Source organism: Corynebacterium sp. CNJ-954 (assembly GCF_001942345.1).
Taxonomy (GTDB): Bacteria; Actinomycetota; Actinomycetes; order Mycobacteriales; family Mycobacteriaceae; genus Corynebacterium.
In genome coordinates, this window is the sequence record NZ_MKKI01000011.1 from 178,096 (window position 1) to 202,772 (window position 24,677).

At 64.6% G+C, this 24,677-nt stretch carries 20 protein-coding genes; 8 read left to right on the plus strand and 12 right to left on the minus strand.

Annotated features, from left to right (window positions below; genetic code table 11):
* The first annotated feature begins 11 nt into the window (after window positions 1-11).
* The 3 genes from BJF89_RS05460 (at window position 12) to BJF89_RS05470 (ending at window position 4,355) form a co-directional block, all read left to right on the plus strand.
* Window positions 12-623 carry a PadR family transcriptional regulator gene (locus BJF89_RS05460; protein WP_075812936.1) on the plus strand — a complete coding sequence of 204 codons (612 nt, stop codon included), beginning with the start codon at window positions 12-14 and terminating at the stop codon, window positions 621-623.
* 36 nt (window positions 624-659) lie between these two features.
* On the plus strand, window positions 660-2,732 hold the full coding sequence (locus BJF89_RS05465) for an NADPH-dependent 2,4-dienoyl-CoA reductase (RefSeq protein ID WP_075813378.1): 2,073 nt from the start codon (window positions 660-662) through the stop codon (window positions 2,730-2,732).
* A 123-nt stretch (window positions 2,733-2,855) separates the two neighbouring features.
* Entirely contained in the window at window positions 2,856-4,355 is a 1,500-nt protein-coding gene (locus tag BJF89_RS05470; protein WP_158026037.1) for a cell wall-binding repeat-containing protein, read from the plus strand.
* Here the strand turns inward: BJF89_RS05470 and BJF89_RS05475 are convergent.
* Window positions 4,342-5,919 carry a hypothetical protein gene (locus BJF89_RS05475; protein ID WP_139311891.1) on the minus strand — a complete coding sequence of 526 codons (1,578 nt, stop codon included), beginning with the start codon at window positions 5,917-5,919 and terminating at the stop codon, window positions 4,342-4,344. The two genes, BJF89_RS05470 and BJF89_RS05475, sit on opposite strands and share 14 nt — an antisense overlap.
* Between BJF89_RS05475 and BJF89_RS19350 the strand changes: the two genes are divergently transcribed.
* Window positions 5,907-6,029, plus strand: a complete 123-nt coding sequence (locus BJF89_RS19350) for a hypothetical protein (protein ID WP_255372497.1) — start codon at window positions 5,907-5,909, stop codon at window positions 6,027-6,029. The two genes, BJF89_RS05475 and BJF89_RS19350, sit on opposite strands and share 13 nt — an antisense overlap.
* A 199-nt stretch (window positions 6,030-6,228) precedes the next feature.
* Here the strand turns inward: BJF89_RS19350 and BJF89_RS05480 are convergent, their stop codons facing one another.
* Genes BJF89_RS05480 through BJF89_RS05490 form a run of 3 tightly spaced genes read right to left on the minus strand, consistent with a single transcriptional unit; the run spans window position 6,229 to window position 8,845 of the window.
* On the minus strand, window positions 6,229-6,909 hold the full coding sequence (locus tag BJF89_RS05480) for an ABC transporter ATP-binding protein (protein WP_139311892.1): 681 nt from the start codon (window positions 6,907-6,909) through the stop codon (window positions 6,229-6,231).
* 50 nt (window positions 6,910-6,959) lie between these two features.
* A complete protein-coding gene (locus BJF89_RS05485; RefSeq protein WP_075812942.1) occupies window positions 6,960-8,255 on the minus strand; it encodes an FtsX-like permease family protein in 1,296 nt (431 codons plus the stop codon).
* Window positions 8,255-8,845: an ABC transporter ATP-binding protein gene (locus BJF89_RS05490; RefSeq protein ID WP_158026038.1), complete on the minus strand. Its 591-nt coding sequence runs from the start codon at window positions 8,843-8,845 to the stop codon at window positions 8,255-8,257. The genes BJF89_RS05485 and BJF89_RS05490 overlap by 1 nt, the downstream gene beginning before the upstream one ends.
* Before the next feature lie 266 nt (window positions 8,846-9,111).
* Here BJF89_RS05490 and BJF89_RS05495 point away from each other — a divergent pair, with 266 nt between their 5' ends.
* Together BJF89_RS05495 and BJF89_RS05500 are read left to right on the plus strand one after the other, a co-directional pair.
* Window positions 9,112-10,218, plus strand: coding sequence for a sensor histidine kinase (locus BJF89_RS05495; protein WP_158026039.1), 1,107 nt, complete (start codon window positions 9,112-9,114; stop codon window positions 10,216-10,218).
* Entirely contained in the window at window positions 10,215-10,862 is a 648-nt protein-coding gene (locus BJF89_RS05500; RefSeq protein ID WP_075812944.1) for a response regulator transcription factor, read from the plus strand. The genes BJF89_RS05495 and BJF89_RS05500 overlap by 4 nt, the downstream gene beginning before the upstream one ends.
* 36 nt (window positions 10,863-10,898) lie before the next feature.
* Here the strand turns inward: BJF89_RS05500 and BJF89_RS05505 are convergent, their stop codons facing one another.
* Window positions 10,899-11,948, minus strand: a complete 1,050-nt coding sequence (locus BJF89_RS05505; protein ID WP_075812946.1) for a 3-isopropylmalate dehydrogenase — start codon at window positions 11,946-11,948, stop codon at window positions 10,899-10,901.
* A gap of 151 nt (window positions 11,949-12,099) precedes the next feature.
* On the opposite strand from BJF89_RS05505, the gene BJF89_RS05510 reads away from it, so the two are divergent.
* Entirely contained in the window at window positions 12,100-13,428 is a 1,329-nt protein-coding gene (locus BJF89_RS05510) for a glycosyltransferase 87 family protein (protein ID WP_158026040.1), read from the plus strand.
* A gap of 6 nt (window positions 13,429-13,434) precedes the next feature.
* On the opposite strand, the gene BJF89_RS05515 is transcribed toward BJF89_RS05510, so the two are convergent.
* From BJF89_RS05515 to serA, 3 genes are all read right to left on the minus strand, one after another.
* Window positions 13,435-14,655, minus strand: a complete 1,221-nt coding sequence (locus BJF89_RS05515; RefSeq protein ID WP_075812950.1) for an MFS transporter — start codon at window positions 14,653-14,655, stop codon at window positions 13,435-13,437.
* On the minus strand, window positions 14,652-15,188 hold the full coding sequence (locus BJF89_RS05520; protein WP_075812952.1) for a MarR family winged helix-turn-helix transcriptional regulator: 537 nt from the start codon (window positions 15,186-15,188) through the stop codon (window positions 14,652-14,654). The genes BJF89_RS05515 and BJF89_RS05520 overlap by 4 nt, the downstream gene beginning before the upstream one ends.
* A gap of 160 nt (window positions 15,189-15,348) precedes the next feature.
* Window positions 15,349-16,944, minus strand: a complete 1,596-nt coding sequence (gene serA / locus BJF89_RS05525) for a phosphoglycerate dehydrogenase (protein WP_075812954.1) — start codon at window positions 16,942-16,944, stop codon at window positions 15,349-15,351.
* Window positions 16,945-17,220: 276 nt separating this feature from the next.
* Between serA and BJF89_RS05530 the strand changes: the two genes are divergently transcribed.
* Window positions 17,221-18,585 carry a CitMHS family transporter gene (locus BJF89_RS05530; protein WP_075813386.1) on the plus strand — a complete coding sequence of 455 codons (1,365 nt, stop codon included), beginning with the start codon at window positions 17,221-17,223 and terminating at the stop codon, window positions 18,583-18,585.
* 3 nt (window positions 18,586-18,588) lie between these two features.
* On the opposite strand, the gene BJF89_RS05535 is transcribed toward BJF89_RS05530, so the two are convergent.
* The 4 genes from BJF89_RS05535 to BJF89_RS18450 form a co-directional block, all read right to left on the minus strand.
* The gene (locus tag BJF89_RS05535; protein WP_083650513.1) at window positions 18,589-19,533 is read right to left on the minus strand and encodes a cation diffusion facilitator family transporter; all 945 of its coding nucleotides are present in this window, start codon (window positions 19,531-19,533) and stop codon (window positions 18,589-18,591) included.
* A 2,412-nt stretch (window positions 19,534-21,945) separates the two neighbouring features.
* Window positions 21,946-22,287, minus strand: a complete 342-nt coding sequence (locus BJF89_RS05540; RefSeq protein WP_139311894.1) for a hypothetical protein — start codon at window positions 22,285-22,287, stop codon at window positions 21,946-21,948.
* Between the two features lie 447 nt (window positions 22,288-22,734).
* Window positions 22,735-23,187, minus strand: coding sequence for a hypothetical protein (locus BJF89_RS05550; RefSeq protein ID WP_075812958.1), 453 nt, complete (start codon window positions 23,185-23,187; stop codon window positions 22,735-22,737).
* The gene (locus BJF89_RS18450) at window positions 23,187-24,527 is read right to left on the minus strand and encodes a C39 family peptidase (RefSeq protein WP_075812960.1); all 1,341 of its coding nucleotides are present in this window, start codon (window positions 24,525-24,527) and stop codon (window positions 23,187-23,189) included. The genes BJF89_RS05550 and BJF89_RS18450 overlap by 1 nt, the downstream gene beginning before the upstream one ends.
* Between the last annotated feature and the right edge of the window lie 150 nt (window positions 24,528-24,677).

Below are 24,677 nucleotides of genomic sequence, written 5' to 3' on the forward strand. Positions count from 1 at the left end.
CGCTCACAGACATGGCACTGGAACACGCGATCATGATCTCCCTGGCCGAACGGCCAGGGACCGGTTATGAGCTGGGACGACAGTTCGCCACATCCCTGGGTCACTTCTGGCCCGCAACCCGACAGCAGATCTACCGCACCCTGGCCCGCCTGCACGACGACGGACTGGTGACATGTCGAGATGTCGCCCAGGACGGCAGGCCGGACAAGAAAATCTACGCTCTCGCCCCCGCCGGCAGAACGGCGTTGCACACCTGGATTTCCGACCCGTCCGAGGTGACGAAGATCCGCGACGACCTGTCGGTGAAGATCCGCGGCGCCGAACACGGAGACCTCGATGACCTCCTCGCCGACATCGGACGGCATCGCGACACCCACGAAGAGCTGCTCCGGCTCTACCGGAACTACGAGCGCACCCAGTACCCCGAAGTCGCAGGCACCACACCCGGCACGGAAGGGACGGGAGGAACCGAGAGAACGGAGGGGCCCACGGGAGTGCTCACCGGGCGACGACTGCACCAGCACCTCGTCCTGCGCCTCGGTATCCGGCTCGAGGACAGCTTCGTGGACTGGTGCACCGAAGTACGTGACGCCCTCACCCACGACCACCGAGAAGGACAGTGACCGACCGTGACAGACACGACAGACACGACAGACGCAGTGACGACACCGACTACTCCCCCGTATCCCCACCTGTTCACTCCATTGACGATCGGCGGGCTGACCCTGCCCAACCGCTCGGTGATGGGATCGATGCACACCGGACTGGAGGACCGGTTCTGGCACGCCGACCGTCTGGGCGAGTTCTACGCTGAACGCGCCCGCGGCGGGGTCGGGCTCATCGTCACCGGAGGCATCACCCCCACGCGCAGTGGTGACCTCTCTCCGCTCGGCGGCCGGATGGCGACACCGCTGGCAGTCCTGCACCACCGACGGATCACCGACGCCGTCCACCGGGAGGGCGGACGTATCGCCATGCAGATACTGCATGCCGGTCGCTACGGGGTGACCCCGTTCAAGGCTGCCCCGGGTACCGAACCCTCCCCCATCCACCCGTTCAAGCACATCCGGATGACCGAGGGAATGATCCGGAGTACCATCCGTTCCTACGGGCGGGCCGCCCGCCTCGCGCGCAAGGCCGGGTACGACGCGGTCGAGATCATGGGCGGCGAGGGCTACCTCATCAACCAGTTCCTGTGCCCCCACACCAATGACCGTACCGACCGCTGGGGCGGGTCAACCACCAACCGGCAGCGTTTCCTGGTCGAGGTCATCGACGAGATCCGGCGCCAGGTTCCCCGGGACTTCCCGGTGATCCTGCGCCAGTCCATCGCCGACTTCGTCAAGAACGGCCAGACGTTCGACGAGATCGCGCTAATGTCCCGGCGGGCGGAACGTCACGGTGTCGACGCGATCAACACCGACATCGGGTGGCATGAGGCCCGCGTCCCGACCATCGTCACCTCGGTGCCCCGGGGCGCGTTCGTGAAGTTCACGGAGCGTCTGCGCGACGAGGTCTCGATCCCGCTCATCGCCTCGAACCGTATCAACACCCCGGAGGTCGCCGAGGGCATCCTGGCCAACGGCAAGGTCGACGCGGTGTCGATGGCGCGGCCGCTGTTGGCGGACCCGCACTTCATGTCCAAGGCCCGCACCGGCCGTTCCGACGAGATCAACACCTGCATCGGATGCAACCAGGCCTGTCTTGACCACGCCTTCGCCGGGAAGCCTGTCTCCTGCCTGGTCAATCCGCGTGCCGGACGGGAGACGAAGCTGGTTCTCACCCCGACCCGCCACGCGAAGAAGGTCGCCGTCGTCGGTGCAGGTCCGGCCGGCTTGTCTGCTGCCGTATCCGCCGCCGAACGTGGGCACCATGTCGAGTTGTTCGAGGCCAGGGACAGTATCGGCGGACAGTTCTCCATCGCGGCCCGGATACCGGGCAAGGAGGAGTTCCACGAGACGATCCGCTACTTCTCCACCCAGCTCGACAAACTCGGGGTCACCGTGCACCTCAACACCCGCGCTTCCGTGACGGACCTGGTGGACGGCGGATTCGACCACGTGATCATCTCCTCGGGAGTCGCGCCCCGGGTACCTGCCATCGAGGGGGTCGACCATCCCAGCGTGATGACCTATGCCGAGGCCGTCCGTGGCGAACGTGAGATCGGTGGTCGGGTCGCTGTGATGGGCGCCGGGGGAATCGGTTTCGACGTCTCCGAATTCCTCACGACCCCGACCGGTGTGGACTCACCCTCGTTGAATCTCAAGGAGTGGGAGCAGGAGTGGGGCGTCGACGACGATCCCGCTGCCGTCGGGGCACTGACGAAACCACGCCCCTCGGAACCGCTGCGTCAGGTCTACATGGTGCAGCGTAAGGCGTCGCGCCAGGGCAAGACGCTGGGCAAGACGACGGGATGGGTCCACCGGGCGGCGGTGAAGATGAAGAAGGTCGAGCAGATCAGCGGTGCCACCTACGAGAAGATCGACGATGCCGGGCTGCACCTGGCGTTCTACGAGGAGAAGGATGGTACACGGACGCTGACGGACCGTCGTGTGCTGGAGGTCGACTCCATCGTCCTGTGTACCGGCCAGGAGTCGGTCACCGATCTCGTCAAGCCATTGCAGGAGGCAGGCATCACCTTCGACGTCGTCGGCGGTGCCGATCTCGCCGCCGAGCTCGATGCCAAGCGTGCGATCCGGCAGGGGACGGAGGCCGCCGCCGCGATCGCCTGACCCGGGAGATAGGGTCGGGGAAGGTTTCCCCGACCCACGCCACAGCTTCCGCCGTCCCGAAAGGCCGTTCCCGTAGTGCCACTGTCCCGCCGTACATTCCTCCTGGGCGCTGGTGCGCTCGCATTGGCCACTGTGCCCCTCAGCGCATGTTCCGGTGACAGTTCCTCCGGTGGCGGCAGCGGTTCCGGAGGTGGCGAAGAACGCGCACGTCCGGCAGACGACACCGGTGTGACCGTCATCCAGGACGACCCGTCGGGTGTCGCCACCAGCAGGATCTTGTTCACCTCCGCCGACATCGCCGTCCTCGTCGCCGCCTCGGCCACCGGCGAGCATCTGGAGGCAGGATGCGACCTCGCCCGTGAACACGGGGTCCCCGTCTTCGCGGACAGCGACTCCGCCACGGAGGAACTCACCGCGGAACTGGAACGTTTCGGAGTCTCCGAGGTCGTCCTCGTCGGCGGTACCGATAGTCCGTCTGCACCCTCGGACAGCACAGAGGGCGACGTCACCGTCCACACCACCGGCGGTGACGGCGGCACGGAAGTCGCCTGGCCGGACGAGGCATCCGGCGGTATCCACGGTGACGACCGCGAGCGGTCAGGTGTCGCACTTGCCGTCCCCTCGTCGTCGCCGGTCAGCGTCGCCACCGCCACTGCAGCGGGTTTCACCCTGGTACCGGTCGTCGCCGCTGATCCGCGTTCCACCGACGAGTCCGTCGAAGCCACGGTCGACGAACTCAACGGTGCCGGCAACCTGGTCGCCCTCGGCAGCAGTTTCGGCAGCGACGACGACCTGCGACGCCGAGGTGAGCTCGCCGAGACCGTGGACGGACGCCTCCCCGGCGGTGGACAGGTGATGTTCCCAGGCAGGAAGATCATCGCACTCTACGGGCACGCGAACGAGCCCCTGCTCGGTGTGATGGGTGAGCAGCCACCGAACGAGGCCGTCACCAGGGCGCAAAAGCTCGCGGAGCAGTACGGTCCGACCAGTGACGTACCGGTCATCCCCTCCTTCGAGATCATCGTGACCGTCGCAGCCGAGGATCCGGGCCCCTCGGGGAGTTTCAGCAATTACAGCGACCCGGAGGAGGTCAGGCCCTGGATCGAGGCCATCGTCGACGCCGGTGGATATGCGATCATCGACATCCAGCCCGGTCGCGAGACGCTCCTGCAACAGGCGCAGTACTACGCCGACCTGCTGAAGCATCCCGGTGTGGGTCTCGCTCTGGATCCGGAGTGGAGGCTCGGCCCCGATGACCAGCCGATGGTCGAAGTCGGGCATGTCGACGCCTCGGAGATCAACGAGGTCGCCGTATGGCTCGAGGGGCTGGTGGTGTCGGAGAAGCTCCCCCAGAAACTCCTGATGATCCACCAGTTCCAGCTGCAGATGATCCGCAACCGCGAGACCATGGTGACCGGCACGGATCATGTCAGCGTCGCCGTGCACTGTGACGGACACGGGCCCCAGGGCGTCAAGGCGGAGACCTGGGAGGTCGTGCGCCGGGGACTCGATCCGGCAATCGCCCTGGGCTGGAAGAACTTCATCGACGAGGATGAACCGATGCTCACCCCCGACCAGACGGCGGCGGTTGAACCGACACCGGACATCGTCAGCTACCAGTAGCCGGGCTCCGTGGCCGGGACCGGGCCGCATCGACCAACGTCGGGGATGCCGTGCCTGCCACCCCTGCCAGAACGACCGTGCCCCACAGGCCGACCAGGAGGGCCCACGGCACACCGATCGTCGTGCCCGCCCCCACCTCCGAGAGCATCCCGGCCAGGGTACGGTGTGCCACCCAGAGTGACACCGCCGCCATCACCCCCGCCGCCAGACCGATGATCATCCCGAGACCGGCGAAAGCACCGGTGACCCGCGCCCAGGAGAAGCTGATGCGCCGCATCCTGGTGCGTGTGCCGCGACAGTCGGCGGCGAATCCGACCACCGCATGGACCAGGGCCACCACCGCCACAACGCCGATTCCCCCGACCATGCCGACCAGGGAACTCAGCTGTCCGGCCTGGGTGTCGGCGATCTGCTCATCTGTGCTGTGCCGTGGATCATCCCAACTGACGCCAGGCACCACGCCACTGGCGTCCGCCGGGCCCGACACATACGTCCTGTCAGTCACGGAGCCCTGCTGTCCACCGGAGCTGAGCGGGAAAGACCCGTCATCCACGGTGATCCCGCTGCCCAGGGCGGAATCACGGGCCAGCGTGGCAACGACAGTCACCTCCCGCTGCTCACCGTCATCGTCCCGGATGAGCACGGTGTCCCCCAGCATCCGACGCTCGTCGGCCGCAACATTGTCACCACCGAGGTCGCCCAGTGATCCGGACGTGACGGTACCGGGGACGAGGATTGTCCCGATGCCGGCCGGATCTACCCGATGGACCGGAACCGTGTCCACCGAGTCGTGTCCCTCCAACCAGCCGGAGTCGGTGTGCAACGGCGAGACCACCAGTCCAGCGTCACGGGCAGCATCGGTCTGCGAGGCCGTCAGTCTCTGCTCGGCGACGGCCGTGGCCTGCAGGGACGCCTCACTGCGGTACGCCTCTCCGGTGGTACTGGTGAGCGCAGCAAACGCGGAGGTGCCGCCGAGTACGATGACCGTTGACGCGACGAGCGACATACCGGCGACCCGGCGCGCGTGCTCGCCGGTGACACCACCGACGACCATTCGACCGGTACCACCCCGCCGCAGCATCCACCCCAGGCTCCGTAGCGCCGGCGCAGTACACGCCCAGCCCACGAGCAGGGTGCAGAATGCGATGCCGAAGGCCATCTCATTGAAGTTGTCGAGGGTCATGTCAGCGTCATGCATCAGCCACAGTCCAACTCCGGCCGTAATGCCCACCCCGTAGCGGACGGGCACCGCAAGGATGTGACGGCTGCGCCGACACCGCGTCGACACCTTGGCGTCATCCGCAAGGCCGGTGAGGTGACGCGCCTGCCACCACACCGCCAGGATGCCCCACACCATCAGACATGAGCCGGCTATCAGGGCAGGCTGTGGCATCCACGCGGTTCCGAAGCCAGCAGTGGACAACCCGATCCGGTCCAGGAGGGACCGGAAGCCCAGGGAGACCACCGGTGACAGCACGGTGCCGAGGGGGACGGCGAGAGCGCTGACCACCGTCGCCGCAGCCGTCAGTTGCCACCGTACGGCTCGCCGCGATGCCCCAAGCATACGGAGGGCGTCGACTCGTCGTACCGAAGCTGGCGACGAGGAACTGCGCCGCGGAAGCCAGCAGAATCATGCCGACGATGCACGCGATCGCTGCGACCATGAAGGTGTAGTCTGCGACGCCCTGGTAGTTTCCCCACTCTGCGGCGGTGTCTGTGGTCACGACGTCCGCATCGCGGAGTTCGTCGGCGATGCCGGTGGCTCGCACAGCGGTTCCGATGATCCCACCGGCAAGACCGGTTAGTAGTGCGCCGACCGTCAGATACGCCATGGTCGCCGAGCGATGTCCGGTGGCGAGGAGTCGAAGTACCGTCATCCGTGATCGACCATCCCGTCCCGAAGCATCAGGGTCCTGTCAGCCGCCGCTGCGATCTCCGGTTCATGGGTGACCATGAGCACGCTGGCTCCTGCGTCCGCCAGTTCCCGCAGAAGCCGGACGACGGCCCGGCCGTTGGCCTCGTCGAGAGCGCCCGTCGGCTCGTCGGCGAAGATGACCTGGGGATCTGATGCGACGGCGCGGGCGATGGCGACGCGTTGGCGCTGTCCGCCGGACAGTTCGTCGGGGCGGGTGTTCGCGTAAGGTTCCATCCCCACTGTCGTCAGCGCGTCCCGGACTGCGTGACGTTCGGCGGGTGCGTGGGCCAGTCTCGTACCGAGGGCGATGTTCTCGCGGACGGTGAGGTAGTCGAACAGGTTGTACTCCTGGAAGACCGTGGCCGTGGATGCGGCCCGCAACCGGGAACGACGGCTGTCGGAGAGCGCCCAGATATCTCTGCCGTCGTAGAGGACACGACCTGAGGTGGGCCGGACAATTCCGGCGAGCATGTTCAACAGCGTCGACTTACCCGACCCGGACGGCCCCATCAGCGCCAGAAATGACCCGGCGGGCACCGTGAGGTCAATGCCGTCGACGCCGTGCCCGTCGGTGTCTCCGATGACCGGGCCATCCTGTTCCCGGTACGTCTTGCTCACGGCCTTCGTCACAATGTCCATGTCATCCACTGTGCGGGAGGACCGCCCTGGAGTTTAAGGGGCCCAGACGACTACGGGAGTTGGCTCCACCCCCTCCCCGGCGATGTCGGTCGCACCAGACAGGACACGGCAGACATGAGAAGCCACATTGCCGCTGCGATGGCCCCGAAAGGCAACCACAGAATATCTGTCCACCAGCCGGGAGGCCATGGTTCACCTCTGCACACCGCATTCGCCACGGCGACGCCGGGAACGGTGACTGCCAGTGTCAGCATCCCGGCGGTAACGACCACCACGAGGGAATCCCATCCGATCACCCCGAGAAGGTGCCGTCGGCCTGCGCCGGCGCGGAGCAGGACGCGGGCATCGGTCCTCATCCTCGGCACCAGGACCAGTATCGAAGAGATTCCGGCAGCCAACGGTGGGATGAGCGCCGGTGCCAGCATCGGCACGAGGAGTTCCGCCCCTGTCAGCTCTGCGCCGTCGGCCCGCACCATCACCATCATCGGTGACCCGATTCCGACGATCAGGCCTGCCAGAAGAAACCACGGGAGTACCTGGGCGTTCGTGAACGCCGAGCGAATCCGCGAACCGCCTGCGGCCACTCTCGCAGACGGTCCGAAGACGTGGAGCAGCCTCGTCCAGTGCAGCAGCACCAGCACCAACCAGCCTGTCACCGGAACGACAGTCAGCAGGACGATCACCTGGACGCCGAGGACCGCACCATCTTCGTGGATGTCATCGGAGGTGAGAAACATGACCAGTGCAACCGTCATCATGAGGCTCCACCCGGTGGCGAGGATTCCTGGACGGGCTGTGGGGGCCACTGCCGTCCGGAGTGCGACGACCGGACGCACCCGGGACACCGCCAACACTTTTCCCAGGCTTCCCAGGACGACAGCACCCATGCAGACCACGACCGCGATGACGATGACATCAAGCCCGACCTCCGGGTCACCGAGCGGGGCTCCCTGAACTGCGAAGTAGTCCGCTGCCCACGGGACCAGCGGAAAAGCCAGCAACGCCCCCGGAAGCACCGCGACCATCGTGACCGTGAGGACCTGGGCCATCACGACGGTGAATGCAGCGACACCTGACATGCCCACCAGCTTCCATCTGGCATAGGCGCGTCGACGCTCATTCACGACGAGTCCGGTGACGGACGTGGTCGCACTGACCGTGCCGATGAGCGCAAGGCCGAGAAGAGTGCCTCCGACCTCCGCAGCGCCTTGTTCACCGTCAATGAGGAACGCCAACGAGTACGCGGTAGCCGCTCCCGCGGCCGTCAACGTGACCGCCACAGCGAACCAGGAGTACCGGGTCGCACGGATATCGGACCACGCGGTCGTCAGGATGGCGCCGAGCATCAGGACCTGATCCGGGTGGTCGAACCGTTGACCACGTCCACCGTGCGGTCGACAATCCGCAGGTTGTCCCGCTGATGTGACACCATCACGACAGTCGCGCCGGAGTCGGCTACGGCGCGCAGACTCTGCAGCACCACTGACGTACTTGCCGGATCCAGCGCAGCCGTCGGTTCATCAGCGAAGACATAGGGAACCTCCGCAATCAGAACCCGGGCAACCGCCACCCTCTGCTGTTGGCCTCCCGACAACTGGTGAGGAAGGTGCCGTTGCAGGCCGTCGATGCCGAGCCTGCCGAAGACGGCGTCCACGTCCTTCTTCCGCGCTCTTTTCCCCACAAGGCGTCGCGTGAGCAGTGCATTGTCACGGGCGTTCATGGAGTCGAGCAGATTGTAGTCCTGGAAGATGAAGCTCCGTGTCCGTCTCCCGGGGGAGGAAACCACGCCGGAGGTGAGCCGTTCCAGCCCCGCCATCATGTTCAACAGCGTGGTCTTCCCTGCGCCAGACGGCCCGAGGAGTGCCGTGACCTCACCGGCCCTCGCTGTGACCGACAGTCGGTCGATGACGGTCCGGGAACCGAAACGTTTGGTCAACTCAGTGCATGTTATGTGATTGTCCATGACCACCTATCCCAGCCTCTCGGGCGCGACTCACCCATGGCCCAGGCCCCCGGGAAAAGGTGGAGTCAGCTCTACCGCAGGGTGTCCGGGACACGGGTTACAGTCGAGGGGTGACCACGACGCCGATGACAGCCGACCCACCACGACAGTTCTGGCCGGGTGGTTTCAGCATTCGTCCCTGGAGGTTTCTGGTCGGCCAACCTGTATGGAGGGCATTCGGGTGGACACTGTGTCTTGCGGTGGCCTTCATCCCGGCCCTTGTGGCGACGGTGATCCTTCTGCCCTGGCTGCCGCTGAGCGCCAGAGTGGCGGACCTGACCGGACGGCTCGCCGCCCGGTGGATGAAGGTCCAGGTACCGCGACGACGGGCGAACCGCTGGTTCGACTGGCCGCAGGCGATGGAGTTACTTGCGCAGTTACTTCTCGCGTTCGCAGCCTTCGCCCTGGTGGTCGCGTTGGGCACCGTCACGGTCTTCCTCGCGATGATCCCGTTCTTCTACCGCGACTCGGTCGGAGGAGAACTCTCGTTCGGGTTCTGGGAGACCAGCTGGGCACCCGCTGTCTTCACTGTGTGTTGGATCCTGACCGTCTGCGGTGCCCTGCTGCTCCTCTATGCCTCGTGGCTGATCACCGGCTGCTCTGTCGCGTCCGCCGTCCTGTCCAACACCACGGCGTCGGAAGAAGTTGCTGAGCTCGCCCGCTCCCGCGCGGTCCTGGCTGATGCGTTCACCGGTGAGCGACACCGGATCGAACGGGAACTCCACGACGGCCCGCAACAGTACCTGACGGCACTGCAACTCAATGTCGCCACTGTCGAACTGACGGCGAGAAGCGGTGGAGACATCACCGGCGAGTTGGAGAACATCAAGGTCAACGCCAGGCGGGCGCTCGATGCACTCCGGACGACGGTCCGGGGAATCTATCCGCAGGTGCTGGCCGACAAGGGTCTGTATGAAGCGCTGCAGGAACTCATCGCCCACTCCGGCATCGAGGGTGAGGTTGTCGACCTGCGGGATGCTGCGGCTGAACATCTCACGGACACCTCTGCCCTCCTGCTCTACCACTGTTCCGCCGAAGGGATGACGAATGCGGTACGGCACGCAGGTGCCGACGCGCTACGGATCAGTCTGAAGAACGAGCGGGACTGCACGGTACTCACCCTCGACGACAACGGCGCCGGACTCGGTGACGGTTCTTCCCCTGCCCGCACCGGAGACCCCGGTGGTACAGGTGGTACCGGTCTAGCCGGTCTCCGGGAACGGGCTGCCGCCCTCGGAGGAACCGTGACACTCACACCGTCCCCTGCGGACACCTGGACAACCCGACTGGAGATGACACTGCCATGAACATCCTGCTCGCTGAAGACACGTCCCTGCTCCGGGAAGGCCTGGCGGGCCTGCTTCGTGCCGCCGGTCACCAGGTTACTGCCGTGGCAGACGCCGATGCCCTGATCAGAGAGGCCCGTGACAGGCGGCCCGACCTCATCGTCAGTGATGTCCGGATGCCACCGACGATGTCGGACGACGGACTCGCCGCCGTCCACCGGCTCCGTGAAGAGTTGACGGAGTCCGGCGGCATGCTGCCGGCGGTGATGCTCTCGCAGTATGTCGCAGCGGCCTATCTCGATGACCTGCTGGACCACGGAGGCTTCGGTTACCTGCTCAAGGAACGCGTCGCCGATGTCAATGACTTCCTCACGGCGATCGCGAGTGTCGCCGAAGGTGGCACCGTCGTCGATCCGGAGGTGGTCAAGGCTCTGGTGAGTGCGCGGCACAGCGGAATCGAGGATCTCACGGACCGTGAACGTGAAGTCCTCGAGCACATGGCCGCCGGGGACTCGAACACTCAGATCGGTGAGAAACTCTTCCTCTCCGCCGGTGCGGTCAGCAAGCACGTCGCCAACGTCTTCATGAAGTTGGGCATGGCGCCCTCGGACGAGAACCGCCGGGTCCGCGCCGTCCTGACGTGGCTGCGGCATTCCGGGCGCTGACCCCCGGCTGCTTGCTCGGCAGCCGTGTCCGGGTGTCTACCGGACCGCGGCTGCCACCCGGTCGCCCACGTCGACGGTGCGCACCGGGGAGCCGTCACGCGAGCCCGCCTCCGCGAGGACCGCGGCCTCGATCGCATCGGCCTGGGTGTTCCGCAGTTCCGCGTTCTCGCCCTCGTCCCCGGCCAGGTGCCGCAGGAGAAGCGCGACCGACAGAATCGCCGCACAGGGATCAGCGATCCCCTGCCCTGCGATGTCCGGCGCGGACCCGTGCACCGGCTCGAACATCGACGGGCTCCGTCGCGACGGGTCGATGTTTCCGGAGGCAGCCAGACCGATACCGCCGGTGACCGCGCCCGCCAGGTCGGTGAGGATGTCGCCGAAGAGATTGTCGGTGACGATGACATCGAAACGACCCGGATCAGTGACCATGTAGATCGTGGCCGCATCGATGTGGCAGTAATCGACCGTCACGTCCGGGAACTCTGCGCCCACGGTCTCCACTGCACGGGCCCACAGACCACCTGCGTTGACCAGGACATTTGTCTTGTGGACCAGGGTCAGTCTGCGCGACCGCTCCTGAGCCCTGCCGAAGGCGTCACGCACGACACGCTCCACCCCGTACCAGGTGTTCTGGCTGACTTCGCTGGCCACCTCGTGGTCGGTTCCCACCCGCAGCGTTCCACCGTTACCGCAGTACAACCCCTCGGTTCCTTCCCGGACAACCACGAAATCGATCTCACCGGGATGCGTCAGCGGGGACGACGATCCCGGGTAGAGCTTCGCCGGACGCAGGTTGACGGCGTGATCGAGGGTGAAACGTAGCGGCAGCAGCAACCCGCGTTCCAGCACCCCGGCAGGCACCGTGCGCGGATCCCCGATGGCTCCGAGGAGGATCGCATCGTGTTCGCGCAGTGAGGAGAGGTCGGCGTCTGTGAGCAGCTCACCGTTGCGGAGGTAGCGGCGGGCCCCGAGGTCGAAGTCCGTGACCTCGACGGTTTCATCACCGGTTACGGCCTCCAGGACCTTGAGTGCTTCGGCAGTGACTTCGGTGCCGATTCCGTCTCCGGCAATGACCGCGAGTTTCATTCTGTGGACCCTTTCTCGCTTCTTTGTCTCACATCGTTGGAAATTCTCGGTCAGAATACCACGCCACCGGACCCGTCTTACGCCCCTCCCGGAAGCCGCGGCGCTACACTCTACTTTCATCCTACGAAACTTCTCCCGGAAGGCTCCGGCCTTGACAACTTCCTCTGGCACTCCTGTCGTCACTCCTCCGACCGCCCAGGACTCATCCCTCGTCCCCGCCCGGCGGCTCGGCGGACGGACTGTGCTGACCCTCGCGCTGATCGCGGTGGTGGCCCTCGTGGCCTACCGTGAGACGCGCCCGGTGGTCTTCGGACGTGCACTGGACCTCTACAAGGTACCGACCGACTTCATGGTCTACTTCCGTGCCGGTGAAGCTCTCGCCCACCACGGCAACATCTACGACGGTCCGCTCTACGGCCCGCTCCCGTTCACCTATCCCCCGTTCGCCGGCACGCTCTTCCGTGGCCTCGCCGTCGCACCTGCTGAGATGTCCGCGACGTTCTGGCAGCTCGCCTGTGTCGGCGCGCTGGTCTGTGTCATTCTCGGCACGCTGGTCCGTCGCGGCTACCGGCTTGACGCCGGAACGGTGGCGTTGGGGACGGCCGCAGCTCTCGCCGCGCTAGCGTTGTCGCCGGTCAGGGACAGCTTCTTCTACGGCCAGATCAACATGCTGCTGATGCTGCTGGTCTCCCTGGACTTCCTCCGCACCCGGGACCGTCTCACCGGGATCGGGGTGGGGATCGCCGCGGGACTGAAGCTGACACCGGCGTTCTTCATCCTGGTCTTCCTGATGCAGCGGAGGTGGCGGGACGCCGTCACCGCGTCCGTCACATTTCTCGTCACCGTGGTCATCGGGCTCGTCACCGTCCCGGACGCCATGCGCTTCTGGACATCCGCGATATTCGATTCCACCCGGATCGGCAGTGACACCGTCTCCGCGTCCCAGTCCCTGAAAGGCTTCACGGAGCGGACGTTCGACGGAAGTTCACTCGGCACTGTCGTATGGCTGATCTCCTGCCTGGTCGTGGTCGTCCTGTTGTACGCCGCCGTTCGGTGGGCGACACGGCACGACAACCAGCCGTTGGTCATGGCGTTAGGTGGGATCACCGCATGTCTCGTCTCACCGTTCTCCTGGCACCACCACTGGGTGTGGCTCGTCCCCCTGGTCGTGTGCCTCGTGGATCTGGGTGTACGGTCCGCCCACCCCTCGCCCGGCACCCCTGTACGTTCCTGGGTTGTCGTCCAGGCCACGACAGCCGTGGCGCTTGTGGTGGTCTACGTGGCGATGATCCCCTTTGTCAGCCACCAGATCTCCGTGCACTGGTCATTCATCGGCCAGCAGAACATGTCCGCCCCCTTGAACAGTATGTGGGTGCTCTGGGGGTTCCTCATCGTGGCGGCGTTCGCCACGGTGAGCCTCGTCGAACGGCGACGATCCTCCACCCCCGACTCCCCCGACACCCCCGACACCACGGACTGACCCCGGTCAGACAGCCTCCGGGCCATGGGCTTCGACGTGGTTCCTGGAAGCGAGCATCACGATGACAGCGACAACGGCGACCACCGCGGCGACGTAGTACGGCACCGAGACTCCGACTCCCTCGCCCATCTTGGTGGCGGTGAAGGGAGCGATGACTCCCCCCATCCACCGGACGAAGTTGTAACCTGCCGACGCCACCGGCTGCGGGGCGTCCGACACGCTCATGGCCATCTCGGTGTACATCGTGTTGTTGATCCCCAGCAGCGCACCGGAGACGACGACGAGCACCACCACGACCGGGGTGGTGTCATGGAACACTCCGAGAAGCACGTAGATCAACAGTAGTCCGACCAACGTGGCCATGGTGGTGTTCGCCGCGCCGATACGGTTCTGGATGAGCGGGGCGATGAACACGGAGAACACTGCCAGGCAGCAGCCCCACCCGAAGAACACCGCGCCGATGCCGATCTCGCCGAACCCCAGGATGAACGGTGTGTAGGCCAGCACCGTGAAGAACCCGAAGTTGTAGAACAGGGCGGAGAACGAGACACCGAAGAGACCACGGTGCTTGAGGGCCTTCAGGGGCGCCGTGAGACTGGTCTTCTGTGCCGGCGGCGGCGTCGCAGGCAGCTTGAACAGCAGGACGACCAGGGCGATGAGCATCAGTGCGGCCGTACCGAAGAACGGGCCCCTCCAGTTCAGCGAACCGAGGGCCGCCCCCAGCAGCGGCCCGGCCGCCATACCGAGTCCGAGCGCCGCCTCGTAGAGGATGATGGCGACCGCCCGTCCGCCGCTGGCCACGGACACGATCACGGCCAGCGCCGTGGCCACGAAGAGTGCGTTGCCCAGGCCCCACCCGGCACGGTAGCCGACGAGTTCGCCGACGCTGTTCGAGGTGCCGGCGAGTCCGGCGAAGATGACGATGAGGGCGAGTCCGGACAGCAGCGTCTTCTTGCCGCCGATGCGGCTGGAGACGGCGCCGGTGACCAGCATCATCACGGCAGTGACGGCGAAGTAGCTGGTGAACAGCAGGGAGACCTCTGACGCCCCCGCGTCGAGGTTTTCTGCGATGGCGGGGAGAATCGGGTCAACAAGCCCGATGCCCATGAAGGCGAAGACACACGCCAGGGCGGTGGCCCACACCGCGACAGGCTGTCGCATCATTGACGTCTTCTCTGACTCGAGTGTCGCGCCGTTGAGCGTGGCCTCCTGGGTGTCCTGTCTCATTCGCGGTCGTGCCTTTCCATGTTTCTCGGAGTGTCGTTCTTCGTCGTGTCTTCGCTGACCCGGCGGATGTACGCGCTGGCGAAAGTCGTCAGCGGTTCCAGTGCGTCGGCAATGCGTCGCCGCCCGTCCTCGTCGAGCAGGTCGAAATGTTCAGACAGCGCCCTGTTTCGCAGGTCGTTGTCCCGTGTCCGCGTGGACCGTCCTTCATCCGTGATCTCGACCAGTGTGACCCGGGCGTCCCGGGGACTGCGCACCCGCCGGACGACGCCGTTGCGTTCCAGCTTGTCGATCTGCTGGGTCATGCCGGGCTGGGTCATGCCGTTGATGCGGGCGAGAAGACCGATGGAGTGCGGTTCCTCGGTCAGCGTGTTGAGGATGCCCAACTGGGTGAGCGTCAGGCTCCCCCGGTGGTCGAGCAACCGCGCCATGTGCAGACCCTCCCGTAACGCGTCACGGAATTCGTGGGCAAGTTGGTTGTCCTCGTCCGTCGGGACGTGGGCCGGAGTGTGGTTGGCAGCATTGTTGTCAGTCACGGGACACAGTGTAAACCATAAGGTAGTTATTCACCTAACCGTCCCCCCGTTACTTACCCCCGGTAGATTCTGCACTCAGGTCACACATCTCCACACATACGCCAATCCCCCGGACCTCTCACAGAAGGTCCGGGGGCGACTACTACTCCAGAGAATCCGTTTAGCTCAGGTCAAGCAGCACAGCGCGGGAAGCAGACAAGGAATCGGCGATCTGGTCCTGCAGCTCGTGCGGAATCTCCTTCTCGACGCGCAGCACCAGCGTCGCCGAACCCTGGTCCGCATCCTGGGTCAGGGCAGCTGCGTCGATGTTGATGCCGGCGCGTCCCAGGAACGTCCCGACGGTGCCCAGTGCGCCCGGCTGGTCGGTGTAGTTGAGGAACAGGTTCAGCCCCTGGGCACGCAGGTCCAGGCCACGGCCATTGATCCGGACGATCTTGTCCACACGCTCAAGTCCGGTCAGCGCACCGATGACGGACACCGCTGTACCGTCGCCGGTGACGACAGTGACTTCGAGGACCGAACGGTGGGTCACCGACTCGTCAGCGGTGGTGACCGTGAGGTTCACCCCCCTCTCCGAGGCGATCTGCGGGGTGTTGACGAAAGTGACCTGCTCGTCAACCACACCGGAGAAGACCCCGCGCAGGGCAGACAACCCGAGCGCATCGACGTTCTCGGAGGACAACTCACCACGCGCCTCGACATTCACGGAGGTGACGGCATCGTCCAACAGACCTGAGGCAACCTTGCCGAGCTTGGTCGCCAGGCCGAGCCAGAGCGCAACTTCCTCACTGACCTTGCCGCCGGTGACGTTGACGGCGTCAGGCACGAAGTCGCCGGCCAGCGCCTTCAGCACCGAGGCGGCGACATCGGTGCCCGCACGGTCCTGGGCCTCCACCGTGGAGGCGCCCAGGTGCGGGGTCACGACGACCTCGTCGAGCTCGAAGAGCGGCGAATCAGTGCAGGGCTCGGACGAGTACACGTCGAAACCGGCACCCCGGACCGGCCCACTCTTGATGGCGTCGGCCAGCGCTTGTTCGTCGACGAGACCGCCACGGGCAGCGTTGATGATGATCTGCCCTTCCTTTGCCTTGGCGAGCAGCTCGGCATTGAACATGCCGGCGGTCTCCTTGGTCTTGGGCAGATGAATCGTCACGAAGTCAGACCGGCCCACAAGCTCGTCGAGCTCGACAAGCTCCACACCGAGCTGCGCGGCGCGTGCCGGGTTGGCGTAGGGATCGTACGCGACGATATCGGTCTCGAAAGCCGCGAGACGCTGGGCGAAGAGCTGCCCGATGTGACCGAAACCGACGATGCCGACGGTCTTACCGAAGATCTCGACGCCCTGGAAGGAGGACCGCTTCCACTCGTGCTCACGCAGCGTGCGGTCCGCCGCAGGAATCTGACGTGCCGTGGAGAGCAACAGGGAAATCGCATGTTCACAGGCGGAGTGAATGTTGGACGTCGGCGCATTGGCAACCATCACGCCCTTGGCGGTGGCGGCGTCGATGTCGACGTTGTCCAGGCCCACTCCGGCACGACCCACGATCTGCAGATTCTGGGCGGCCTCAAGTACCTCCGCATCAACAGTGGTGGCCGAGCGGACCAGAAGTGCGTCAACGTCCTTGACTGCCTCCAGCAGTTCGGGGCGGTTCGGACCGTCGACCCAACGGACCTCGACGGAGTCCCCCAGCGCATCCACGGTGGACTGGGCGAGTTTGTCGGCGATGAGAACGACGGGACGGGAATTCTGACTCACGGATACTCCTGACGGATGTGCATGTCCCGACCCCTCCGGCACGACCGCGTCGGAAAGGTCAGGGCCCACGCCTGACTCCCCACACCGATAAGCCCAGGGGTGACGTGCGACATGGACAGCTTAGTACGTCTTTGCCCGTCACGTTCGTGAACCCCCGACATCGTGACCACGACTACCCCGAGCAGGCGTTGTGACAGGGACCATCTCACACTGCCATACTGTGTTGGTTCACCTATCTTTCTTGAGGAGACCCACATGGACTCATTCACTGAAACGATGCAGTCACCCGGCGGGCTAACAGCCATAGGTCTGGGAATTATCATCGTCACCGTCGGCATCCTGCTGCGCGGCAGGAGCAACCCAACCGTCGTGATGACGCTCGTACCTGTCGTAGGGGCCCTCATCGCCGGCTACGGCATCCAGAGCATCGGCGAGTTCTACGAGGCAGGCCTCGGTTCAGTGATGAACGTCGTGGTGATGTTCATCTTCGCCATCATCTACTTTGGAATCCTCAGCGACACTGGTCTTTTCACACCTCTGGTGAAGGGGCTGATCATCGCAACCCGAGGCAAGGTCGTACTGGTAGCGCTGGGCACCGCCGCGATCGGCATGGTCGTCCACCTCGACGGTGCCGGCGCGACGACCTTCCTGATCACGATCCCCGCGTTGCTGCCGCTGTACAAGGCGATGCACATGTCGCGCTACGTCCTGCTGGCCATCGTCGCCACCGCTGCATCCGTAATGAACATGGTCCCCTGGGCCGGTCCGATCGGACGTGCATCCTCCGTCATCGACCAGACTCCTGTAGAGCTCTGGCAGCATATCCTCCCCGTCCAGGGAATCGCGCTCGTCCTTGTCTTCGTCATCGCCGGCCTTCTCGGTCTCAAGGAGTCCCGGCGCATCGAGAAGCTCCGACAGCGTCCGGACTTCGTGGGCGCCGGAAGTGTCGACGTCCACAGCCTGGCCGCGGAGTTCGTCGCCCGGGAGAAAGAGAAGCAGGAGGAGATCGGCGCACAGATGCGGACCGGTCGGTGGGTCACGGTCTTCAATATCGCCCTGTCGGTCGCCATGCTCGTCCTGCTGATGTCCGGCTGGATCGAGCCGGGCCCCGTCTTCCTCGTCGGTACGACCATCGCCCTGGTGGTCAACTTCCCGCTCTCCGGTGAGCAGGCCGAGACACTGAAGCGACATGCCCCGAACGCGTTGTCCATGGCCGGGGTCATCCTCGCGGCCGCGATGTTCCTCGGTGTGCTGAACAAGTCCGGCATGCTGGAGGAGATCGCGCTCAGTCTCATCAACGTCCTGCCCGATTCCGTCGGCGCCCAGCTTCACGTGATCGTCGGCCTCCTGGGCGTGCCCCTCGACCTCCTGACCTCCACCGACGCCTACTACTTCTCGGTGCTTCCGGTCGTCCAGGAAACCGTGGCTACATTCGGCGTGTCCGGAAGTGGTGCTGCAGCCGCTCTGATCATCGGCAACATCATCGGTACCTTCGTCAGCCCGTTCTCCCCCGCCCTCTGGCTCGCCATCGGCTTGTCCGGCGGCACCATCGGCAAGCACATCAAGCTCACTTTCCCGATCGCCTGGGCCTTCGGCATCATCATGGTGCTGGTTGCCCTGGCCATGGGACTCACGGCCTGACGGTCACTGCCTGCAGGTGTCCCCACACCCGGTGTCACACACCCGCGGGGCGACCTCCCGGGCGGTAGCCGCCTCCGTCTGGACGGTCACGTGGCCGATCCCGCGGTCGGCGAAGACCTTCTTGACCCCGGTGCGCACGGCATGGTCGTCCCCGGAGGTCACCACATGCACCGTCGCCATCGACGATTCACCGTCCACCGACCAGATATGCAGGTCGTGCGAGCCGTAGACACCGTCCGTCGCGCTGACCGCCTCCTGCACTTCCACAGGATCAACCCCCGCCGGAACCTGCTCCATGAGCACGGTACCGGCCTCCTTCATCAGGGACCATGCCCGCGGAAGAATCATCGCGGCGATGATCAGTGAAGCCACGGCATCCACCCAGTACCATTCGGTGACGGCGATGACGAGCGCGGCAACGATGACGGCCACCGACCCCAGGAGATCCACGAGGACGTGGAGATAGGCGCCCTTCATGTTCAGCGACTCTCCGGCATTGCGGTGCAGGATAATCGCCGACACGACGTTGGCCAGCAGCCCCACCACGGCCACGGCAAGCATCATCCCGGTCTGAATCTCCTCGGGCCCCTCCCCCATGCGTCGGAACGCCGCGACAGCGATCCACACCCCGATCACAGCAACCGCACCGGCATTGACTGCAGCAGCCAGTACCTCAGCACGCCGGAATCCGTAGGTCGACCGTACTGTCGCCGGGCGTGACCCGACCATCATCGCCAGTGCTGCGACGATGAGCCCGCCAGCGTCCGACAGCATGTGGCCGGCGTCGGCGAGCAGGGCCAGGGACCCCGACACCACGCCACCGATGACCTGGGCGACGAAGATCGTGGAGGTCATCGCGATGACGATCCAGAGCGCCTTGCCGCGGACCTGGGTAGCGTGACTGTGCCCGTGTCCGGCCTCATGGCCGTGAGAGTGGTCGTGCGCCATCAGGAACCTCCATTTTCATTAACGGTGGAACCTCACAGTATGTCTCCGTATCCCGCAGGTCAAGGGTAGTATTTGGGTACCGTAATCATTATCACTAAGGTAAGCGTCTCGACTCCGGTTCCGCGCTCCGGCCACCCGTGCGCATTTCAGCCTCATAGCAGGCAGGACCGGTCGGGCTTCCGCAACACAGCGCCCCGGGGCGAAAAAGCAGCTGACCCCACGGAACCGGAGTTCCGTGGGGTCAGCCTCGCGTATGCGCGTGCACCTCCGACCAGGAGACCAGAGACCTCCTGTCGGAGACTCCTGCTACGCGGTGGCGTCGAGCGGGTTCTTGACCCAGCTCATGATTGCGTAGGGGCACGTCGAGGTGAAGACGCAGGTCAGAGCATTCTCGCCAGTCACGCCAATCGTGCCGAAAAGGGGGTCTCTCGGGTCTACTGCGGGATGAGTGCGGGATGGGATCGACCGTCTAACAACCCCCAGACGCGCGAAAAGCCCCCACCGTCGAGGAGACGATGGGGGCCAGGAGAGACTCCGACACCTAACGAAGCTCACCCTAGTGGAAGTCTGCTAGAAGTCCGCTAGATCCAGACTCTACCCCTACGGTGCGGATCGTGACCGTCAGTGCACCCCTGGGGGTTCGCAATCGATATGGAGGGAGCCCGGCCGTCACTCCGTCGACCGGGCCCCGAGGCGGTAGCAACACCACATTGATCCGCCAAGAAAACTATATCATCATTAAATGTACAGCAACTGGAAAAAGCAACACTGCCCCGTATGACACCCCAGCGACCCAGACCGACTACGACCGTAAAACTAAAAGGCCCCCACCGCAGCTCGACAGTGGGGACCTAAAACAAGGACACGCAATGCCAGTAGCGCGTCCTCGACCCGTGACGGAACTGACGAAAGATCCCGCCGCCCCATAGCGTACAGTGTTGCCGATCGGCGCCGCCACATTCCTGACCCCCGCCGCCCAGAGGAGAGGACGACGGGGGCCAGTTGGGGAGCACGCATCGAGCCTGAAGGAACTCCCCAAGGCAGGTCACCCACTGACCCACCGACGCCAACCTTACAACCCATCTGAACTCCGCAAAGGAAAACGTGCCGATGCACCCTGCAGGGCAACTAAAGTAGGGACCACTGTCGGAAGCCGACGGCGGCAGAACTGCCACCTTGCCGCATGGCGGAAGCCCGCCACCGATATCGATCAACCCGCTGACCCCTACGCCGTGTTGCCGACACCCTTCCCCGAGGCTCGACCCCCATCGGGGCTCCCCCACGCCGGGAATGAGAACAAAAGAGCGAAGGGCAGGCGCCGGCGAGGACAAGTACGCACTACATCCACGATGACCAGGGACCTGCCCCTCACAACCGCGACAATACCTCATGTAGTCAGTACAGGAGCCAAAACGTGAAAAGCCCCTCGCCGCGCAGAACAGGAGCAGCGAGGGGGCCGTACGGTGAACTACCGAGACGACGAGGCCTGCTCACCTTGTGGCGGTGAGACCAATCTCCGCCGTGACGAATACTACAGCTCGTTAACCATCAGCACCTACGAACGAAAACCCCCACCACCCGAAGATGATGGAGGCCTGGCGGCACTGACACCAATCAAGACCGCCTTGAAAAATACTATCAGATGAAAACATATGGAGCCCCCGTCGCCGCAACAACGACGGGGACTCACGGGGAGAAGCACAGCTCAGCCATGAACAGCCTCTCAACCCAAGCGGGACTGACGATAGATCCCGCGCAGTTGATCGTACTCAATGAAAGCTCTCCCTGCCGGTGAATGCTCGTCCACCCGCAACTAACCCCCGCCATGCAGGGCAGCGATGACGGGGGTAGCAGGGAGCACTCGCGAGGGACGCGGCGCTCAACCCCGGGCAGGCACTTCAACAAACCTGCCAGACGCCAGCTTATCCGCTGCCAGGGTCCCGCGCACCCGAACGCGAAAAAGCCCCCGCACCGAAGTGCGGGGGCCATAAGTCGCTAGTGCGACTTACTTCTCGGTGCCCTGGAGGGAGCCGACGACAGCCTCGAAAACGGAAACGATAGCCTCGGAGACGGTGGCGATGATTTCCTGGATGGTGTTGATCATGATGATCTCACTTTCGGTTGAAGTATGCTGCGGCCGGGCTGTTCCCTGCCGCACTGGTGACACTACCGAGTTCCCCAACGAAAGCGTTACACCCCGATCATTACCTACCCCCACGGGTGTAGCGCGCACCACCTGACCTGCAAAAAGAAAACACCCCAGGCCATGACAGGCCTGGGGTGAAAACCAACTTCTTGCGAAAGACCCATGATCGTAGGGTCGTGCCCGGGGGGTCATCACTCCACCCCGTGCACCAGCGACACTATCCCATCGGAACGCTAACTAGCGTCCCCAGCCACCCCCAGGGGTACCTACAGGTCATCACGAATATCATCCGCAACCTCAACATCGCTCTCCGGGTGACGTCGAAACATCTCCCGAATCGTCTCCAACGCCGACCGATATTTACGTTGCAGCTCAGTCACCCGCGTCTCCAAACCCGTCACCCGCGACTGCAACGACGCAATCTGCTCATCCCGTTCCGCCAACCGCTTCTCAGTCCACGACTGAATCTGGGTCACCAACCCCTGCCACTCATTACCGCGAGCAGCATCACGGTTCGACGAAGCCTGCGCCTTAGCAGCCAACCACGCCCCCACCGCACTAACCACGGCGACGATCACCGTCGCCCACACCGTGTCGATCTGGGGCATGCGTCACCTCCCGAAATCGAACCTCAACCCTGCTGCCACGCCACACAGCCCACAGCACCAAACCAGCGATCATCAAGTAGCCAATACTGCTCACCCACCCTCTGGGCATATCACCGGTGGTCGTGGCGATGAGGAAACTGCAAGCCCACAAGAGGTGAATGCCGACACCTGACCCGACCGCTAGTGCGGCGGGGAAGCTCCGGTGCCATGCCGCACTGACCAGACACCACACACCGATCGCCATCCACACCGCGGACCAGACAGGCATATCCAGCCACGTTTCAGCCGGATGCGCGTTGCCCGACTGCGCAGGATAGTCGATGTAGCTGATACCTCTAGCGGCAGAACCCAACCCAAGGATCACCAGGGCGGTCGCGTCGGTCAGCAAGCCGTCACGGACCCGCTCGACCGGGCCGCGCAACACCTGGGGCAGGTGATCAACAGGCATCACTGACCCCCGGGATAGATACCGGGCCCTGACAAGTCCGGCTCCGGTTCCACCACAGCCTGATCATGCCGACCGTACGGCTGGTCATACACCGATCGCACAGCCTCCTGAATCTGCTGCGGCATACCAGCAATAGCCTGTTCAACCCGCACCGGCAGCTCAGCCAACGCCGACTGCACCTGCGCCTGAACCCCCTGCGCCTGGGCTGTAGCGGCCTGCAACTGTGGGGTTGTTGCCGGATCATCCGACCCCGGCTTCGTCTTCACCGTCGCCACAAACAGCAACGCACCAGCGACGACGTTACCGATCTGGTTGACCAGCGGATCGATCTGGTCTTCCGGGATGATGCCCAGCCCACCAAGGATGGTGACCGCCAGGGCGATGACAGCGTAGGACATCTTGCGCTGCCACCACTGTTGGTTGAACTTCGTTTCACGCTTGGTATCGGACATTACTTCTTCCCCTCGTTGATGATGGCACGGAACGTGTCCGCATGAGCGATGGCGAGCATCTGCGGCAGCGTCGCGGAGCCGTATGTCTGCAGGTTCGATCGCCCCTTGGCGATGAGGTCCTCAATTCCCCAGCCGGTGAAGGTGGGTTCGCCGTTCTTCTCACCGGAGCCGGCGAGCTGCTCGAGTGCGAGCTTCGGATAGTTCACAGACACGGTGGTCTCCTTCGGTTTTGAGGGGGTGGCATCGGTCGATGCCATCCAGTCGGCGGCGTAGGCGTACTCACGTGGCGGGATCATGGTGGCGAACTGATCGAACGTGATCCAGGACCCGTACGGGGCGAACCCGGAGTCGGCGAGCCAGACGTGCTTCACCCCGGCGGAGTCAATCGCGTATCCCATGACGCACAGATAGTGCTTGATGAAGCCGCCGGAGTACTGCAGGTTCTGCGTCGAGGTGTACGACGCCTTGGGATAGTTCGACGGCGGGACCCAGATGTTCGCCGCCACACCGACCCGACCGTTGATGGAGCCGACAATGCGGTCCCACAGCAGCTTCTTCTGATCAGCGTTCGGCGGATCATTCGGCATCGCGGCGACCTTCCAACCCCCGCCGATGCGCTTGTTGAGCACATTCGCGATCTGAACGACACCATTGGTGCCGTTGACCGTCGTGCCCAGCTCCTTGGCGAGGACCGACTCAGCAACCATGTTCCCGGTGCGGGCCTGGATCAGGGTCTGTGCGGTCGCCGGACCACACCAGTAGTAGGTGTCCTGGGCGATCTGTGCCCGGGAGTAGTCCAGGCGTTTCTCTACAGTGGCCACGGGTGTGCCTCCTTTCGCTGCCGAGGGCAGCAGTCGTGTGCCGAGGTTCTTACACCGGGCGAGACGGGCGCGGCGGTCGGCGATGCCGTTCGTGCCGCCGTTGATGGCGATAGTGACGGCGTCGACGTTGTCGGCGTCGCACAGACCGTTGAGATTCGGGCGGGCGACGGTCCAGTACCAGGACGCCGCGAGGAACCCCCACCGCGGGTCGGACCTCACCAACTGGGGCTGTGCCTCGAAGTCGATCGTGGTGTGCCCCTGAGCCTGCGCCCAGCGAGTGAAGGCGCGGAAGTTGCTCCTCCCGGTCAGCTGGATCGGGCCGGACCCTTTGTAGCGGGGCCCATCTCCGGCCTGAGTGTTGCCGAGGCTCTGGGCGACTCTTGACGGCGGGTTGTAGGCCGTACCGCTGGCGATCTCCTCCATGTACTGCAGGCCGACGGATTCGTGGCCGATCTGGCTGCACCAGTGCGCGGCTCGGAGTGCGGTCGTGATGTTCGCCGCCCGCATGGCGTTCTCCATGCCAGGAGCATCTCGGTAGCGCGGGCCAGTGAGCAGCCCATCGCCGTGGAGAGTGTCTGTGCGTCCATGTGCCCTCCTTCGGGCATAGAAAACCCCGGTGAAATGCCGGGGCTATGTAGTGGGGGCGGAACACGCGGCGTAGTCAACGCC